We start from the raw sequence: 16943 nt of genomic DNA, 5'->3' as shown, positions 1-16943 counted from the left end.
GGCGCGGCGGCGCTAGACTGGCGGCGCCAAGGAGGAAACCATGCGGCACGACACCGCCAGCCCGCGCCTGGACAAAGCGCTAGCCTATATCGACGCCCATCTGGACGCCGACCTGAGTCTGGAACGGCTCAGCCGGGTGGCCGCCTGCTCGCGCTTCCATTTCCACCGCCTGTTCCGCGCCCGCTTCGGCCTCAGCCTGCACCAATACGTGAGGCTATGCCGGCTGCGCCGCGCCGGCGAACGGCTGGCCTTCCGCCGCTGCTCCGTGCTGGATATCGCGCTGGACAGCGGCTACCGCAGCCCGGAGGCCTTTGCCCGCGCCTTTCGGCAAGCGTCGGGCCAAACGCCGTCGGCCTTTCGACGGCGGCCTCGCTGGCTGCCTTGGCATCAGCACTTTCACGCCCTGTTCCAACTGAGGAGCCTCTCCATGCCATCCCGCCCAATCCCGTTCGCCGTCGACATCGTGGACTTCCCCGCCACCCCGGTTGCCCTGCTGGAACACCGCGGCGATCCCGCTCTTATGGGCGACAGCCTGCGCGACTTCATCGCCTGGCGGCGGGAAAACCGCCTGCCGCCCAGCGCCGCCGCCACCTACAACCTGCTGTACGAAGACCCGGAAAACTGCGCCCCGGCGGACTACCGCTTTGGCTTGTGCGCCGCTTTCGACGGCCCCATCGCCGCCAACCGACAAGGGGTGCGCGCCGCGCAGATTCCAGCCGGACGCTGCGCCCGGCTGCGCCACATCGGCTCCGACGACGCTCTGGCCACCGTCGCTCGGCGCTTGTATGTGGAATGGCTGCCCGCCAGCGGCGAAACTCCGCGCGATTTTCCGCTGTTTCTCCAACGCATCCGCTTCTACCCGGACGTGGCGGAAAACGAAGCCGTCTGCGATCTGTTTTTGCCGCTGCAAACACCTACTCCTGCGCCGAAAATCGATTCCATCCCGACATTCAAACAATAACAACCAGGATATTCTAAAAACATTCCCTCAAGCGCCTTTTGCCGGCTTTGGGTAAACTAGCTCGCGTTAAATGCAGGGGTAATACACAATGCGCGCTCTTTTTCTGACTCGAATAAAAAAATGGATCATCAGCGTATTCAATCCGCCCTACCAATTGGTACTGTGCGACAGAATGCTCAAGAAGAACTCCAAGGAATATCTCTATCTGTTCAAGCTTTACGGCAGCCACGACTTCGTCAAGCTTTCCCACGCCGACATCCTGGCCAGCAATCAGATTCTGTCCGCCATCCGGCCGCGGGACCTGATAAAAATAGCGCTCTTGGAAAACAACAGGAAAGAAGAAGAGAAACGCTGCAAGGTGGAGGAAGAACTGCGCGGCAATCAATACCGGATTCATTTGCACGGCAATAGCGAAACGTTTTCCGGCGAAAGCATCTGCCGGAATATCGACTATTTCGCGGACCTGCATCCGCAGGAAGTCTGTAAGATCGCCTACGCCACGGGGTTTCAAAAAGGCCGCGCCGTCTCCGGCCACATCAGCCGCGCGGCGGCCGAGGCCCGCCGCCAGGACACGCCGGCGGCGGACAGCGCGGGCAAGGTGCTGGCGCTGCGACGCGCCAGGCCTCGCTGACGCCCGGGCGGCGTCGGGCTAGATCATGACTGTCTGGCTGCGGAAGCCGGCGGCGTCGAACGCCAGCAGCTTGTAGCCGCGCGCGTCCACGGTGTCCAGTTCCGCCGTGCCCTTGCGCCACTGGAAACAGGTGGCCGGACAGACCTCCAGCGCCACGCCGCGCGCCTCCAGCCGGTAATCCCCATGCGCATGGCCGCACAGCAGCACTTGCAAGCGCGGCGTCTCCCCCATCAACTCCCAAAACCGCTCAGTGTCTTGCAACATGCAGCTATCCAATAGCGGCGTGCCCACCGCCGCAGGATGATGATGCAACAGCACGGCGCAGCGCTTGCCGGCGCTCTCGGCTCCGGCCAACCGTTGCCGAAAGGCGGCGGCGGCGCGCTCGTCGATATGTCCGTCGTCCGTGCCCGGCCGCACCGAATCCAGCGCCAGCAGCAGCCAATCCTCCGTTTCCAGATGCTCCAGCGGCCGCATGAAGTCGTAACGGCCCAACACCTCGGCCGCCAAGGGCGCGGCGTCGTGGTTGCCGGCCAGCCAGTACACCGGCAGGCCCGTCCGCTCCAGCCGCTGCGCAAAACGCTCGTAGGAGGCGGCGCTCTCATCCTGGGAAATGTCTCCGGTGACCAGAATCGCGTCCAACTCCGCCGCGTGCCGCCGCTCCAATTGCTCCAGTACCCGGTCAAACTCGCGGTAAGTGTCGTAGCCCATCAACTGGCCGCCGGCCTCGGCGAACAGATGCGTGTCGGATATCTGCGCGGCTCTCATTGTCCCTCCTCCATTGCGTATTTGTTTCTCTTGACGTCTTCGTCGTCCTCCTTGAATACCGCCAAGGGGTTGTAGGACACGCTCCAATCAAAGTAATCGGTCTTTTCTATCCTCTTCACCACCCCCACCAAGTAATAGCCCACCGGCAGCAAGGCGATGGAAACGAACACTTTGTAAGACCAGGTGGTGGCGATGATGTTGAGCAGTTCCTGCCCGCTATAGCGCGACGACAGGCTGATGGGATAGGCCGTCGTCAGCAGCACCGCCTGTGCCAGCATGGACGCAATGACGTAGCGAATGAAAAAGAAACGGCCAGCGAAAAAGACCTTCATCCGCGACACGACAAACCCATTGCAAAAATAAGAGGCCGGAACCGAAATCCAAGTACCCACCATCACACGCCAAAACTCGTTGAACAACAGGTAATACTGCTTGGAAATCTCGTTATTATCCGGCTGCAGCAAGGCGAAGGCATTGATGATCAAAACGAAAAATGTCTGGCACACCACCAAAATCCACACCGTGCGCCCACCCAGCTTATAGCCGTACACCTCGGTGGACACCGTGGACAAAAGATAACAAAGCGAAAACACGATGCCGCTGGCGGTGATTTTCAAGCCGTAAATGTCCAGCGTCTTGTACACCAGCGAATCGCACACCACCATGATGGTTACCGACAAACCCACGATAAAACCATAAACTCTAAACTGTTCCACACCTTCATCCCGCGCTAAAAGTCTTAATCGCTTTGACCGCCACGCCAAGCACCTTGAAATCCCGGCATACGAAAGGCTGCAAATCATGCATCAAGGAAATGCTTGAAAACAGAAAATGCTCGCCGTCGATGAATATCCGACGGAAACAAGGCTGCTGGCCGGCCATGCTGACCAAGACCACATCGCCGTCCGCCGGACGCTCCTGCCGAGCCACGATGAAAACGCTGCCCTGGGAAAAACTGGGAAACAGCGAATCATTGTTCAACAACACCGCAAACGCCTCCGCGGCGTCAAAGCCGGCGGCATCCACAAAATAGCGTTCCGGCTCGATAATCATCCCGTCAAAAAACAGGGTCAACTCGGTGAATTTGATCAAGGGCACCGCTATGGCCGCAGGGCTGCCGACGGCTTCGCCTCCCAGATCGCTCTCCACGAAATCGCTCAACTTGACATCGAAAAACCGGGCCAGCTCCATCAAGGTCAGCAAAGTGGGGTTGCCCACGCCGCGCTTGATATTGTTGATCGTCGCCACGCCCAGGCCTATCGCCTCGCTTAATTGCGCGGCGTCTACGCCGGCGCGCCCCATTAGACACGTCAGGTTTTTCGACGCCTTGCTCAACAAAGCGCCATGCTCGGCCTCCTCTTTCCACACCGCCCTGCTCATTCAGCCCTCCATGCAAGTCGAATCCGTTTCGATTCCATTTTTAATTTCATATCCCAACATGCGCGCCCATTTTAAACGCAAGCGCCAAACCAGACGCAAGCATCAAACCATATTGTTCTTGTCAGGCTATTCTTTTGTAACTTCGTCACTACTCTTTTAAACAAAAAGACAATATAATAATTTGGCAACACTATATCATTCGAGGCATGCGCAAGATACTCGCGAACCATAAATTTAAAAGAAGAAAAATATCAACAAGAACAATTAAAACGACGCAATAGCCTGCCATCGCGCAATGCAGAGGAAACGCTTAAATGAGAATTTCAGAAGATGAATTCGCGCTGGACGTCATTGACGGCGAACCCGCCATCATTACCCAAGCCAGCGTGATTGGACAGCCGGGCAGCGAATGGGAAGGCTCCCCGGTATTCAAGAAAACCTATTTGCTGGAGTTGATCAGCCGCAGCCTGGAGCACGAGGTCATCAAGCCGGAAGACATCCAAAGCCTGATCCGAGTCGCGAAAAAACTCTGATCGCGCCGGACGCGTTTCCATCCTCGCCTCCGCTATTCGCCCGCCCTGGGCTTGGGTGCGTCGGGCCATTGCAATACAATGGCGTATCGACCGCCGCCAATCCCTTCCCTCGCCAACCCGGTGCAATGAGGAAGGCGGCGAAACACCACAGGCCCACACATGCCCCATCTGACACTGGAGTACAGCGGCAATCTGGCCGGCTTCGCCGCCGCGGACGCGCTGCTGGACATCAACCGCGCGCTGCTGGCCAGCGGCCACTTCGAAGAGGCCGATATCAAAAGCCGCGCCGTGGCCTTGGAAGCCTGCCGCATCGGCGTCCACGATCTGCCCCGCGGCTTCGTCCACGCCAAACTGGCCATACTCAGCGGACGCAGCCCCGAGGAGAAACAGCAACTGTCCGAACTGAGCCTGCAAGCGCTGGCAGACAGCGCCGCGCTGCCGCCTGGCATGGAAGTGCAATTGTGCGTGGAAATCCAGGAAATAGACCGCGCCAGCTACCGCAAACGCCTCATCGCCCGTTAACGGAGAAACATCCCATGACAGCGCTCAAACTCGCATCCCGCGGCCTGCTGGCCGCCGCCCTGCTCGCCGGCCTGGCCGGCGCGGCCCACGCCGCAGACGATATCGACCGCGTCAACCTGGAAGGCACGCTGGGCCAGGAACGCATCGGCATGAGCCTGCTGGTGAAAAACGGCAAAAGCTTCGACGGCGGCCACTACTTCTACGGCCGCTATCTGAAGGACATCCCGCTGCGCGGCAAGCTGCAAGGCGAAACCCTGCTGCTGAGCGAACCGGGCGGCGGCGTGTTCAAACTGCGCTTCAAAAGCAACGGCAGCGCCGACGGCCAGCCGCTTAGCTTCGACAACAGCGTGGGCCTGGACGGCGACTGGACGCTGAAAACCAAGACGCTGCCGGTGATGCTGACCATGGGCGACATGGCGCCGGCCTCCGAAGGCCGTTGGTATCGGGACGTCACCGAGGAAAGCGACGCCGCTTTCGAAGCCCGGGTGCAAGGCTTCCAACGTGCCGCGCTGGCCGGCCAAGCGCAGCAGGCCAGCCGCTACGTGCATTTCCCGCTTAGGATCAACCACAAGGGCGGCAGCCGACAGATCGCCAACGCCCGCCAGTTGCAAGCCGAATGGAGCGATATTTTCACTCCGGCCTACCTGGAGCTGCTGAAACAGCCTATGCCGCACAATCTGTTCGTGCGCAACGGCCAGGGCCAGGCGATGCTGGGCAGCGGCGTGGCCTGGTTCGACGCCAAGGGCGCGGCGGCGCTGAACCTGCCGGACTGACTCTGGCGCGGCGTAGCAGAAAGGGCGGCCACGGCCGCCCTTTCTTCATGGCGAAACAATCCGGCGTCAAAATATACTGCATTGCAGCATGAAACGTTTTATGCTGAAGACTCCCCGCCCGCCACCGGAGCCCGTCATGACCGCCGAACTCTCCGATCCGCCCCGCCTCCGCCTCAACGAACATCCGCAACGCCGGCAACTCAACCGCGAAGCCCACGCCAGGCCCGCGCTGCAGATAGCCGCCGACAACCGGGTCAGCTACCTGGCCTATCTGCACCGCCACATCAGCCGCGAACAGGAAAACTGGTTGTGCCGGGAACTGGCTCAGCAGTTGGGTCAACCGGCCCCGAACCCCGAGACTGGTCAATTCCAGCTGGACGCCCCGTTTGGCCGCGTGCGCTGGGAACGGCACGGCGAATTCTCCAGCTTCACCATTCTTGCCCACGGCGCGGAATCCAGCCCCTTCGCCCAACCCGCTTTGCAAGCCCTGCCGGCGGCCTGGTTGCCGCTGTTGCCCGGCAACGTGCTGGTGGCCGCCCATGCCGCGTTGCTGTCGCCCGGAGCGCTGCCGCTGCGCATTGAGGACCTGGCCGCCCAATGCTTCAACGGTCACGAACTGGCGGGCGCGGAGATAGGCGACGGCGCCGGCCGCGCCTACACCGATTTCCGCATCCATCCGGACGGCTTCTCCCGCTATCTGCTGGCGGACCTCTACATGGGCCGCCGCCAAGCCGGCCGCATGCTGCAGCGGCTGCTGGAGCTGGAAACCTACCGCATGCTGGCCCTGCTGGCGCTGCCGGTGGCCAAGAGCATCGCCCCGGAACTGGCCAAAGTGGACGAAGAACTGGCCGAACTCACCGGCGCCATAAGCGGCGCGGCCGCCGACAGCGAACCGCAGCTGCTGCACCGGCTGACCGAACTGGCCGGCGCCGCGGAAAACGCGCTGTCCCGCACCGACCACCGCTTCAACGCCTCCCTCGCCTATTACGACATCGTCCGCAACCGCGTCGCCGAACTGCGCGAACGCCGCATTCACGGCCTGCAACCTTTCCAGCAATTCGTGCAACGCCGTCTGGCCCCCGCCATGGACACCTGCCGCGCCGTGGCCTTTCGCCAGCGCGAACTGGCCGCGCGGGTCAACCGCGCCACCGCGCTGCTGCGCACCCGCGTTGACATCCGCCGCGAGCGGCAGAACCAAGCGCTGCTCACCTCGATGGAACGCCGCGCCGCCATGCAACTACACCTGCAGCAAACCGTGGAAGGCCTGTCCATCGCCGCCATCACCTATTACAGCGCCGGCCTGATCGGCTACCTGTTCAAGGGCGCCAAAGCCGCCGGCCTGCCCATCAACGTGGAGCTGGCCACCGCCGCAGCGGTCCCTTTGCTGGCGCTGGCCATCGCGCTGGGCCTGCGCTGCGCGCGGGACGCGCTGAGACGTCACGGCGAAACCTCCGGCGCGCCAAGCGGCTGAAACCTGCCCATTCAGGCAGCCGGCCCGCGGCCCCATCGGCTATACCGAAACCATAGACGCGGACCGCCGCCGCGAACTTTGCCGGCGCGGGTCCAGTCAGAAAAACGCCGCCCGCGCTCCAGCCCGACGGACAGAACCCACTGTCCGCGGCCGCGCCGGCCAAAGGAGAAACCGATGAACGACACGCTATGCGCTGCCGCGCAGTCTTCCTTCGCCCTCAGCCCCAGCCTGACCGCCTCGCTGCGGCAACTGGACGCCTATCAGGCCAATCTGAACATTGAGCAGATCCGGTTGTTTCACGATTCGCTGCAACTGAGCCCGGATGATCTGCTGCCCTTCCGTCAATTCAGCGACGAACGCTACCGCCGCAACCAGATCTATCTCAGTCCCTGGTGCGAGCTCTTGCTGCTCTGTTGGCGCAGCACCCAACGCAGCCGCATCCATAATCACCGCGGCAGCCTGTGCGGCTTGCGCGTGCTGCAAGGCGCCGCCACCGAAACCGTGTTCGAACGCACCGACCACGGCTTGGTGTACGCAGTGGAATCCCATCGACTGGAAAGCGGCAGCCTCACCATCAACAGCCATCTGGACATCCACCAAATCTCCAACCTCCAGCCCTACGGCGAAGACCTGGTCACCTTGCATCTATATTCCCCGCCGCTGCGCAAAATGGAGCTGTTCAGTCTGGAGTCGCCCCAAGTTGAACGCCCCGGCGACTCCATCAGCTGGGTGTACGAAATCTGACGCCGCGGCGGCCTTCTGGCCGCCTTGCTCCGCCGGCTCTACAATACAAATCCCCGCACGCACCAGGCCCAATCATGCCCTCCTCCCTCCCCGCCGAATTGTTCGCCGATCTGCTCACCCACTTTCCCTGGCTGGACAGCGCCCAACCCCCGTGGCACTGGCTCGGCCGGTTGCCCGACAGCCTGGCGCGGCAATGCGCCTTACTGGACCCTGCGCACTGGGCGGTGGACGGAGACATCGCCATCCACCGCAGCGCCACGATAGAAGCCGGCGCCGTGCTCAAAGGACCGTTGCTGATCGGCCCCAATTGTCGCGTAGCCGCCCACGCCTATTTGCGCGGCGGCGTGGCGCTGGCCAACGACGTGACGGTGGGACCGGGATCAGAACTCAAAACCTGCATCGTCGGCCCCTACTCGCGGCTGGCCCACTTCAACTTCGTCGGAGACTCCGTGCTGGGCGCGGACGTCAATATGGAAGCCGGCGCCGTCATCGCCAACCACTGGAACGAACGCCGCGACAAAACCATCACGGTGCGCTGCCGCCAGCAAGCCTGGACGCTGCCCACGCAGAAATTCGGCGCACTGGTGGGCGACCACAGCCGCATCGGCGCCAACGCCGTGCTCTCCCCCGGCACCCTGTTGCCGCCGCACGCCGTGGTGGCGAGGTTGGAGCGGGTGGAGCAAGACTCAGGACAGGGATAAACCAAAGCCCTCCAGATTCCCGTGCCGCCTAAGACCCGCTAACAAATTCCTGATGCTGCCTTGCGTCGGCGCGCCTTGCCTCATGCGTGAAACTGATTTTGTTAGCCGCTCTAAACGGCCAGTGCGGAGCGCCTAGCGTCTTGAGACCTTAGAGCCTGTTCAAAGTCTTGCGAGCTAAGGAGAGACAAGGCGAAAACGGCTGAGATAGCAAAATGTATGCATGGCCTCACAAGAGTGAACAGAGCGCAGGGCATGTTAATGAGTCTAGGCATTATTTCAATATTTCTTGTATAGTTGAAAAATGGAAAACAAAACCGCGACCCAAATCTTCGAATCCCTGTCATCCGGCATCCGTCTCGACATTTACCGGTTGCTAGTCAGACAAGGGATGGAAGGCATGGTGGCCGGCCAAATCGCCAGCACGCTCAAGCTTCCCGCCAACAAAGCGTCCTTCCACCTCAAGGGCATGACCCATGCCGGCCTGGTTTCGGTGGAGCAGGAAGGCCGCTACCAGCGCTATCGGGCCAATCTGAGCTTGATGCTGGAATTGATCGCCTACCTGACCGAAGAGTGCTGCGCCGGTCATCCGGAGCAATGCATCGACATGCCTGCGGACTCGTGCTGCCCCGAAGCCGTGCGATCCCCATTACCCAAAAACTGAAAGCAGACCCCATGAACGTGCTTTTTCTATGCACCGGAAACGCCTGCCGCTCCATCTTGGGCGAAGCCGTTTTCAATCATCTGGCCCCGGAGGGTTGGCGGGCCATGAGCGCGGGCAGCCAACCTACCGGACAAGTGCATCCACGCTCGCTGGCGTTATTGAGCCGTGAAGGCATTGCCGCCGAGGGCTGCCACAGCAAATCCTGGGACCATCTGCCGGCCACGCCCGACATCGTAATCACCGTCTGCGCCAGCGCCGCCGGCGAGACCTGCCCCGCCTACCTGGGACCGGTGCTGCGCACCCACTGGGGCGTGCAAGACCCCGCCCACGCTACCGGCTCCGATGCGGAAATCGACGCCGCGTTCATGTCGGCCTACCACATTCTGCGCGCCCGCATCGAAGCCTTCCTGGCCTTGCCGCTGGCCGAACTGCAACAAGACCGCGCGCGCCTGAAAGCGGAACTGGATCGTATCGGCTCCCTGCTGCCCTGAAGGCAAAGGCCTGTCCGCTCGTTTGGAAAAGGAGAGTTGTTTTGTCCACCTCTTGTAACGCCGCCCTGCGCCGGGACGACCCGGCCCCGATGAACCGGTTCGAACGCTACCTGACCCTCTGGGTTTTTCTTTGCATCGTCGCGGGAATCGCCCTGGGACACCTGCTTCCCCAGATGTTCCAGGCCATTGGCAAACTGGAAATCGCCCAGGTCAACCTGCCCGTCGGCTTGCTGATTTGGGTGATGATCATCCCCATGCTGGTCAAAGTCGATTTTGGCGCGCTGCACGAAGTGCGCCAGCATGTTCGCGGCATCGGCGTGACCCTAGTGGTGAACTGGCTGGTCAAGCCATTCTCCATGGCTTTTCTAGGCTGGTTCTTCATCCGCAATCTATTTGCCCCCATGCTCCCGGCGGAGCAACTGGACAGCTATATTGCCGGGCTGATCCTGCTGGCCGCCGCGCCCTGCACCGCCATGGTCTTCGTCTGGAGCCGGCTGACCCATGGCGACCCCTTGTTCACCCTGTCGCAGGTCGCCTTGAACGACAGCATCATGGTCGTGGCTTTCGCTCCGCTCGTCGGCCTGCTGCTCGGCATCTCCGCGATCACCGTGCCCTGGAATACCCTGCTGGTATCGGTGGCGCTTTACATCGTGATTCCGGTCATCCTGGCGCAGCTCTGGCGCAAGGCGCTGCTGGCCAAGGGCCAAGCCGCTTTCGATGCCGCCATGAGCAAGATCGGCCCCTGGTCGATGGCCGCCCTGCTCGCCACCTTGGTCCTGCTGTTCGCCTTTCAGGGCGAAGCGATATTGAAGCAGCCGCTGGTCATTGCCCTGCTGGCGGTGCCCATTCTGATCCAGGTGTTCTTCAACTCCGCCCTGGCCTACTGGCTCAACCGGCTCGTCGGAGAAAAACACAACGTGGCCTGCCCATCGGCCTTGATTGGCGCGTCCAACTTCTTCGAACTCTCAGTAGCCGCCGCCATTAGCTTGTTCGGCTTTCATTCCGGAGCGGCTTTGGCCACGGTTGTCGGCGTGCTGATCGAAGTGCCGGCCATGCTTCTGGTCGTTCGCATCGTGAACGCCAGCAAAGGCTGGTATGAAAGAGGCGAGTAGCCGCTAACGATTAAGGTGACCGGCTGCTTGAGAACGATGTGACGGCTCGCCATGCCTTTCATTGCGCCTCCCATCACAACAATCTGTAAATCCGTCCAATCTACACAGCTTAATGGGAAGCCCGTAAATGGACTTCCCATCCTCACAATCACACCTACCGCTTCCACAGAACTGAGGAATCACACTTTCTTAAAAGTCCCCGTGCCGCCAAAAACGCCAACCTGAATGGAAACATTAATGCAAGAGTTGAGCTCCGTGCCACATCTCTCAAAGCACAACAGACTTTGAATAGGTTCTTATGCCAACTCAGGACCATTTCTGGCCTAGCTCATTACAATCACGGATTCTTTTTCAGCTGACGAACGAGATGCTCACTAGCGTAGCGCCGCTGTTCGTGCAAGAAGCCATGAATACCCTGCCGCATCGCCACTGCCATGTCTGGTCGCTTTTCAGGCTTGCAGATATAGGTCCACAGAAAATCCTCCTGCGTATCAGGCTGGATATCCTCCATCTTGGCATGCTCAAACTCGGTTTCGTGTGGTTCGCCGTTTACATCGAAAGCCAACGTCAAACTCAGCTTGATCAGGCGCTGGGGACAATTGACTTCGTACAGTGACTCACTGTACGCATAATCAGCCATCGGTGCGTCCGTTTCAAATTTTGGAGCGTACAGCGTCCAGAATTTGATGGTGCCGTGAGACGATTGTGCAATGCTATCGCTATCGATCAACAACCCGCCCTCGCTGGGGTTGAAAAATGTGAAATCCCAACTGGAGGCACAGGCTACTGAAGAAAAAAGGGCAAAACCATAAAAGACGCTTTTCAACAATTTGATTTCCAATCTCTTCCAAAATTACGCACAGTGTAGTGGTGACCGGTGTGGAAGCAGCCCTAGTTTTTCCTCATGTTATGCAAGTTTGTCTATGCGGAGCTTCACAGCGGTTTTAAAGCTTTTAATTATAGAACGCGATATCGTGAAAATCACTGCGATGATTGAATAGCACAAGCAGTTCACTAGCAACTCGACTCGGGATTATCCGAATCACGTTCCATGCATGAATAAGCCTTTAGCTCCGCTGTTCAAAGGCGAGCTTCAGGCCAAGCCCAATCATTACTATCCCACTCGTCCGATACATCCATGTCAGACAACGAGGATTTTGGCGGAACCAGTTCGAAAGTAAACCGGCGAATACTGCCACTGGGCCTTTGACAATGAATGTCAAGCAGGCAAAAGCTATGCCTAGCATAAAGATGGAAAGCATAGGATGTGTCGCGTTTGCAGAGACGAATTGCGGTAGAAAGGCCAAGTAGAAAAGCACAATCTTTGGATTCGACACATTGGATAGAGCACCCTGCGCGAAGGTGCGAAGTGCCGATTCGGGAGCACTACGACTACTCACAAGCGTCAGATTTCCTGAGGCGCGAAACAGTGAAATGCCAAGATACAGAAGGTACAGAGCCCCGATCATTTTCAAGCTTGTGAAAAGCCATTCCGATGCTTGGAGGAGCGCCCCTAAACCTAGCGTTGCAAGCGCAGTATGCGCAATCAGGCCGACGCTTACCCCTGCAGCAGTGATGACGCCTGTACGGGTTCCTCCAGATAGAGCTCGGGACATGACCAGGACCATGTCCTGACCAGGGGTCAGGACGATGAGTAGAGAAGTTGCGATGAACGGCATCCAAAATATGTGTTGCATAAATTTCTCCTGAAATGATGTATGGGTAGAGCGCTCACTACAATGTGTAGTGGCCGCGCCATGTTGTAAAAGTATGGCCATCTTTCCGTGGAGATTGAGTGCAAACTTGACTACTTGCCGTGTAATTATTAGAGTCTGAATCTACTTTTCTCGCATTTCATAGTAAATTATGTCAACAAAATTGGATTCTATAGACAAGCGCATACTTCGTGCGCTGCAACGAAGCTCGAATCAGACAAATGTCGAGCTTGCGCAGCAAGTCGGTCTCTCCCCAACTCCCTGTCTTCGTCGTGTGCATCTCCTCGAAGAGCTTGGAGTCATTGAGGGTTACATTGCGCAGGTAAACCCAGTTGCTGTAGATCTAAAGTTTACGGCTTTTGTACGCGTGACTTTGGAACGCCAAAATAAGGCGACAGTAGAGCACTTTGCCCGGGAAATCGAAGGCGCCCCCGAAGTACTTGAATGTCATTTAATGGCCGGAAGCTATGATTATCTCCTGCGCGTTATCGCGAGGGACCTCGATGACTACCAACGCTTCCAGATGGAAGTCTTAACGAAGATTGAAGGTGTGCGTAATGTGGAAACCGAGATTCCACTGAAGCGGGTCAAGCAGACAACCCATCTTCCGATCTAGCATTTTCTTGCCTTTTAGATGCGATGTACTCGTTACGTTACATAGCGCCGTCAAAACGGAAGGCTGCCAGATCAAGTCTGAACTTATCCCACAGAACCCACTAAATTTGACGCCTGCGCGCCGGCCTTAAACAGCCAGCCCCCTGTCGTTCCCCAATCCATTAGTCCCAACAAAAACAATCCACGCAGCCACCCGCTTGACGCCCCACCCCCGCCTCAGTACCCTTGGCTTCGCGCAGCGCCCAATCACGCCGCGCAGGGCTGGCAAGCCCAGAAACCTTAGATTGCAGACTCGTTGCGTCGGCTTTGGCACAACTACGTCTGCTGCCACGCTGTGCCCATTCGGGCGGGCCGTGGCAGGGAACTCCCTGTGAGTTGCCGGTCTTTGATCTAAGGTACCGGTCTTGCCACCTTGTCACGCGCCTGTCCAAGCCTCACCGGACAGGTTTCCAACGCTGACTTGGAGACCGCAATGACTCCCCTATACTTCTATCTTCCATTTGCCAAACCGCCGCCGATGATCCGCAAGAAAGCACTACGCCTGCGGCCCCAAACCATTGACGCCCGCGCGCCGGCCTTGAACAGCCAGCCCCCTGTCGTTCCCCAATCCATTAGTCCCAACCAAAACAATCCACCCCGCCATCAGCTTGACGCCCCACCCCCGCCTCAGTACCCTTGGCTTCGCGCAGCGCCCAATCACGCCGCGCAGGGCTGGCAAGCCCAAACGCACTTGATTGCAGACTCATTTGTGTCCGCTTTGGCACAAGCACGTCTGCTGCCACGCTGTGCCCATTCGGACAGGCCGTGGCAGGGAACTCCTTGTGAGTTGCCGGTCCTTAATCGAGTGCGCCGGTCTTGCCACCTTGTCACGCGCCTGTCCAAGCCTCACCGGACAGGTTTCCAACGCTGACTTGGAGACCGTAATGACTCCCCTATACTTCCTCCTGCCTTTTGCCAAACCGCCCCCAGCCCGCCAGGAACAACTGCGCCTGCTAGCCCAAACCCTGGACGCTTGCGCGCTGGCCCTGAACTGCCTCACCCAACTGCGCGCCACCCTGGCCGCCATCCAAACCCACACCGCCCCCGCCTCCCACCAGCACCTATTAGCGCGGCTCTCCGTCGAAGTGCTGGACAACTACGCCGCCCAACTGCAACACATCAACGCCACGGCCCAAAGCGAGCACACCGCATGGGAGACAACATGAAACCCAGCTTGATGCAGTTGCATAAGGACTTGCTGCTGGGCAACACCAGCAGCGTGACGCTCACCATTCAGGCGCTCGACGCCATCGCCAGCCATCAAAAAACCGGCGGCGCGGCCTTCACCCAGGTCAACGCCAAAGCCGCCCTGGCCGTTGCCCGCCAGCTTGACGCCACCAGGCTCTACCCCTCCCCGCTGGCCGGCATTCCCCTCGTCATCAACGATGGCTTCGACATACAAGGCCAAATCACACGCGCCGGCTCCATGGTGCTGAAATCCAACCCGCCCGCCAGCCAAGACGCGACCGTGGTCGCAGCGCTACGCGCAGCCAGAGCCGTGCTGCTGGGGCGCGCCAATATGAGCGAGTTTTCTTACTCCAGCCTGGGCCTGAACCCGCACTACGGCACCCCGCTGAACCCCAGCGATCCCGCGCGCGTGGCCGGCGGCTCCAGTTCCGGCGCGGCGGTCAGCGTGGCCCTGGGCATGAGCGCGGCCGCGCTGGTGTCCGACAGCAGCGGCTCCGCGCGCATTCCCGCCGCCTTCTGCGGCCTGGTCGGTTTCAAGGCCACGTCACAACGGATGCCGCTGCAAGGCTGCCTATCCCTGTCCTACGCACTGGACTCCGTCGGCATCCTGGCGCGTTCGGCCTCCTGCTGCTCCGTCCTGGACGCCGTGCTCAGCAAGGGCTGGATGCCCGCCCACACCCGCAGCGGCCAAGCGCCGGGCATCAAAAGATGCCGGCTCTACGTCACAGAGGACTATCTCGCGGAGCAACTGGACCCCGCGGTGGCCCAAGCCTTCGACAAGGCGCTGACGCGCCTGTCCAAAGCCGGCGCCCGCATCATTCGCTTCGACTTTCCCGAACTCAGGCAGATTACAAAAATGAACGCCCAGGGCGGGCAAATCGCGGCCGAAGCCTGGCGCAAGCACCGCTCGCGGCTGGAAGGAAAGGACAGCGACCGCTACGACCCGCGCGTCGCCCAGCTCATCCGGCAAGGCGGGAATCAAAGCGCCGTGGATTATCAAGACCTGCTTGAGCAACGCCGCACGCTGCAAACCGTCGCCGCGCATCGGCTCTCCATGGCCGACGCCTGGCTCATGCCCACCGTGGCCATCCTGCCGCCCACGCTGGCGCAGTTGGAGGACGACGACGCCTACACCCGCTTGAATCGCCTGGTTCAGCGCAATAGCGCCGTCGTCAATCTGCTGGACGGCTGCGCCGTCAGCCTGCCCCTATCCCCCCAAATCGGCCTGAGCGTCTGCGGTCTGCATGGCCGCGACACCCATATTCTGAAATTGGCGGCCGGCATTGAAGCCACGCTGGCGCAGTTGGAAGGAGAATGACATGGATGCCCCCATGCCCGTGATGGAGCAATTGAAGCAGCTGAACCAACATTTACTGGACGCTCAGCCGGATCAAACCGCGCTGTCCCATCTGGGCCAGCAACTAAGCCAACAATGCGCGGAGATGGATGCCTGTCTGCTGCAGGGCTTGATGGAACTGCGCGCCGCCCATATCGGCTTGCAAGCCATCCTGACCCTGCTGCAACTCCACGATGAACCGGTACAGGTCAGCAGCGATGAAGCGGTGGCGCTGCTGGAGCCGGTGCAGCAGCGCTTGAGCCACGGCCTAAACCGCATCAACCGCCTGGTGTAGCCCGGTACATCGCAAGGAGCGCCCCGATAATGGGGCCTCTATGGAGTACAAGCAGGCATATGCCTTTCCATCAGCAGCAGCAGGGCGTTGGCCAAAACCGCCCCCCCGTTATCCAGAGGCAAAATGGCTACCCCCACCTCGAAAGCAGCCAGTAACGGAGACCACTCAGTAACAAGCAATGTAAGCACGATAGCCCTCATGGGTATTTTGCCATTTAATGACATGACTACAGCAAATTTTCTTGTTAACGAAAAAAATACGGCTATAATTCCGGTTGGCGCTACTCTCGCCACAGCAAATTTTTTGGTTTACGCATACTTTTCTCTAGAAGGAAATGGCTATTTTGACTACCATGCATGCCGGTCTGGCCGACGCTATTAAGCGCCACTTGGCTTTTCAGGTTGGCAAACCGTTTATGGATCGCATCCTTGATGATGCCATTGCACAGCTGTCCATGATCAAAGCCTCAGGCGGCGGGCACTACAAGAATCCCCGACTGCGCACCAAGGGCTTTGGGGTAAGCATCCCCATCATCATTGCCGATGTTTGTGAAAGCACAGCGCTGGAATGTGGCATGGATGCTAGGCTTGTCGACTCAAAACCCGCAGGCTACGTTTTTACCGAAATTGAAACCGACTCCTTCGTGATTGGCGCTCGACACGATCAGTCGCGGTGGTGGAGCATGGCCAAGCACCGATTGGAGCGATCAGAGCGAAATGCTGCACTTTTCCCGATGACCCCTGACATGTTCACGAGTTATAAGGAAATTGATGCTGACGAGAAGCTGTATGTCCAGATTTCGATAGCCGTTGACCAGCGAGAACTGAACCTCTCCCAGGCTATGTTTGAGATTCCGTTTCCATCGTTGAGAGGGATGTTCTTGCGGGTGCCTCTTGAAGAATTACGCACGCTCTTGCACAACGATGAGCCAACAGTCATCGAGCCGATGCCGAAGCTGAAGCGCCAACTGGCTGTGCTTGACGGAGGCGAATAAAAGTATCTTGTATTAG

At 59.4% G+C, this 16943-nt stretch carries 21 protein-coding genes; 16 read left to right on the top strand and 5 right to left on the bottom strand.

Going from position 1 to position 16943, the window contains the following annotated elements:
- The first annotated feature begins 40 nt into the window (after window positions 1-40).
- Window positions 41-961 carry an AraC family transcriptional regulator gene (locus GYH29_RS07020; protein WP_019100296.1) on the top strand — a complete coding sequence of 307 codons (921 nt, stop codon included), beginning with the start codon at window positions 41-43 and terminating at the stop codon, window positions 959-961.
- Between the two features lie 88 nt (window positions 962-1049).
- Window positions 1050-1592 (top strand): hypothetical protein, encoded by a 543-nt coding sequence (locus GYH29_RS07015; RefSeq protein ID WP_107731767.1) that lies wholly within the window; start codon window positions 1050-1052, stop codon window positions 1590-1592.
- 18 nt (window positions 1593-1610) lie between these two features.
- On the opposite strand, the gene GYH29_RS07010 is transcribed toward GYH29_RS07015, so the two are convergent.
- The 3 genes from GYH29_RS07010 to GYH29_RS07000 are packed head-to-tail and all read right to left on the bottom strand — an operon-like array spanning window position 1611 to window position 3737.
- Window positions 1611-2357 carry a metallophosphoesterase gene (locus tag GYH29_RS07010; protein ID WP_019100792.1) on the bottom strand — a complete coding sequence of 249 codons (747 nt, stop codon included), beginning with the start codon at window positions 2355-2357 and terminating at the stop codon, window positions 1611-1613.
- Window positions 2354-3073, bottom strand: a complete 720-nt coding sequence (locus tag GYH29_RS07005; RefSeq protein WP_051002582.1) for a VUT family protein — start codon at window positions 3071-3073, stop codon at window positions 2354-2356. Before GYH29_RS07005 ends, GYH29_RS07010 begins: the two co-directional genes overlap by 4 nt.
- 4 nt (window positions 3074-3077) lie before the next feature.
- A complete protein-coding gene (locus GYH29_RS07000) occupies window positions 3078-3737 on the bottom strand; it encodes a helix-turn-helix domain-containing protein (protein WP_019100794.1) in 660 nt (219 codons plus the stop codon).
- A gap of 314 nt (window positions 3738-4051) precedes the next feature.
- Between GYH29_RS07000 and GYH29_RS06995 the strand changes: the two genes are divergently transcribed.
- The 9 genes from GYH29_RS06995 (at window position 4052) to arsB (ending at window position 10745) form a co-directional block, all read left to right on the top strand.
- Window positions 4052-4270: a hypothetical protein gene (locus tag GYH29_RS06995; RefSeq protein ID WP_019100795.1), complete on the top strand. Its 219-nt coding sequence runs from the start codon at window positions 4052-4054 to the stop codon at window positions 4268-4270.
- 159 nt (window positions 4271-4429) lie between these two features.
- Window positions 4430-4792, top strand: a complete 363-nt coding sequence (locus GYH29_RS06990; RefSeq protein ID WP_107731765.1) for a 5-carboxymethyl-2-hydroxymuconate Delta-isomerase — start codon at window positions 4430-4432, stop codon at window positions 4790-4792.
- 14 nt (window positions 4793-4806) lie between these two features.
- On the top strand, window positions 4807-5565 hold the full coding sequence (locus tag GYH29_RS06985; protein WP_161523428.1) for a hypothetical protein: 759 nt from the start codon (window positions 4807-4809) through the stop codon (window positions 5563-5565).
- Window positions 5566-5701: 136 nt separating this feature from the next.
- On the top strand, window positions 5702-7036 hold the full coding sequence (locus GYH29_RS06980) for a DUF3422 family protein (RefSeq protein WP_161523427.1): 1335 nt from the start codon (window positions 5702-5704) through the stop codon (window positions 7034-7036).
- 174 nt (window positions 7037-7210) lie between these two features.
- Complete coding sequence (locus GYH29_RS06975) at window positions 7211-7780, top strand: cysteine dioxygenase (RefSeq protein WP_019100799.1); 570 nt, start codon at window positions 7211-7213, stop codon at window positions 7778-7780.
- A 74-nt stretch (window positions 7781-7854) separates the two neighbouring features.
- Window positions 7855-8481: an LbetaH domain-containing protein gene (locus GYH29_RS06970; protein WP_081575811.1), complete on the top strand. Its 627-nt coding sequence runs from the start codon at window positions 7855-7857 to the stop codon at window positions 8479-8481.
- A gap of 301 nt (window positions 8482-8782) precedes the next feature.
- Window positions 8783-9142 (top strand): ArsR/SmtB family transcription factor, encoded by a 360-nt coding sequence (locus GYH29_RS06965; protein WP_043591660.1) that lies wholly within the window; start codon window positions 8783-8785, stop codon window positions 9140-9142.
- Window positions 9143-9153: 11 nt separating this feature from the next.
- Window positions 9154-9633 (top strand): arsenate reductase ArsC, encoded by a 480-nt coding sequence (locus GYH29_RS06960; protein ID WP_161523426.1) that lies wholly within the window; start codon window positions 9154-9156, stop codon window positions 9631-9633.
- 41 nt (window positions 9634-9674) lie between these two features.
- Window positions 9675-10745, top strand: coding sequence for an ACR3 family arsenite efflux transporter (gene arsB, locus GYH29_RS06955; protein WP_456298364.1), 1071 nt, complete (start codon window positions 9675-9677; stop codon window positions 10743-10745).
- Window positions 10746-11082: 337 nt separating this feature from the next.
- Here arsB and GYH29_RS06950 read toward each other — a convergent pair whose 3' ends face one another.
- The gene (locus tag GYH29_RS06950; RefSeq protein WP_161523425.1) at window positions 11083-11586 is read right to left on the bottom strand and encodes a surface-adhesin E family protein; all 504 of its coding nucleotides are present in this window, start codon (window positions 11584-11586) and stop codon (window positions 11083-11085) included.
- A gap of 226 nt (window positions 11587-11812) precedes the next feature.
- Window positions 11813-12442, bottom strand: coding sequence for a LysE family translocator (locus GYH29_RS06945; protein ID WP_161523424.1), 630 nt, complete (start codon window positions 12440-12442; stop codon window positions 11813-11815).
- Between the two features lie 169 nt (window positions 12443-12611).
- On the opposite strand from GYH29_RS06945, the gene GYH29_RS06940 reads away from it, so the two are divergent.
- The 5 genes from GYH29_RS06940 (at window position 12612) to GYH29_RS06920 (ending at window position 16927) form a co-directional block, all read left to right on the top strand.
- Window positions 12612-13076 (top strand): Lrp/AsnC family transcriptional regulator, encoded by a 465-nt coding sequence (locus tag GYH29_RS06940; RefSeq protein ID WP_039755054.1) that lies wholly within the window; start codon window positions 12612-12614, stop codon window positions 13074-13076.
- A gap of 922 nt (window positions 13077-13998) precedes the next feature.
- Window positions 13999-14280, top strand: coding sequence for a hypothetical protein (locus GYH29_RS06935; protein WP_019101617.1), 282 nt, complete (start codon window positions 13999-14001; stop codon window positions 14278-14280).
- Window positions 14277-15620: an amidase gene (locus GYH29_RS06930; protein ID WP_161523423.1), complete on the top strand. Its 1344-nt coding sequence runs from the start codon at window positions 14277-14279 to the stop codon at window positions 15618-15620. Before GYH29_RS06935 ends, GYH29_RS06930 begins: the two co-directional genes overlap by 4 nt.
- A gap of 1 nt (window position 15621) precedes the next feature.
- The gene (locus GYH29_RS06925; RefSeq protein ID WP_107731761.1) at window positions 15622-15933 is read left to right on the top strand and encodes a DUF1484 family protein; all 312 of its coding nucleotides are present in this window, start codon (window positions 15622-15624) and stop codon (window positions 15931-15933) included.
- 334 nt (window positions 15934-16267) lie between these two features.
- Window positions 16268-16927 carry a hypothetical protein gene (locus tag GYH29_RS06920; RefSeq protein WP_161523422.1) on the top strand — a complete coding sequence of 220 codons (660 nt, stop codon included), beginning with the start codon at window positions 16268-16270 and terminating at the stop codon, window positions 16925-16927.
- The last annotated feature ends 16 nt before the right edge of the window (window positions 16928-16943 follow it).

The organism is Chromobacterium haemolyticum, from assembly GCF_009936155.1.
Classification (GTDB): domain Bacteria; phylum Pseudomonadota; class Gammaproteobacteria; order Burkholderiales; family Chromobacteriaceae; genus Chromobacterium; species Chromobacterium haemolyticum.
The sequence above is the reverse complement of the archived record's forward strand: the minus strand, read 5'-3'. Positions and strand labels throughout refer to the sequence as shown.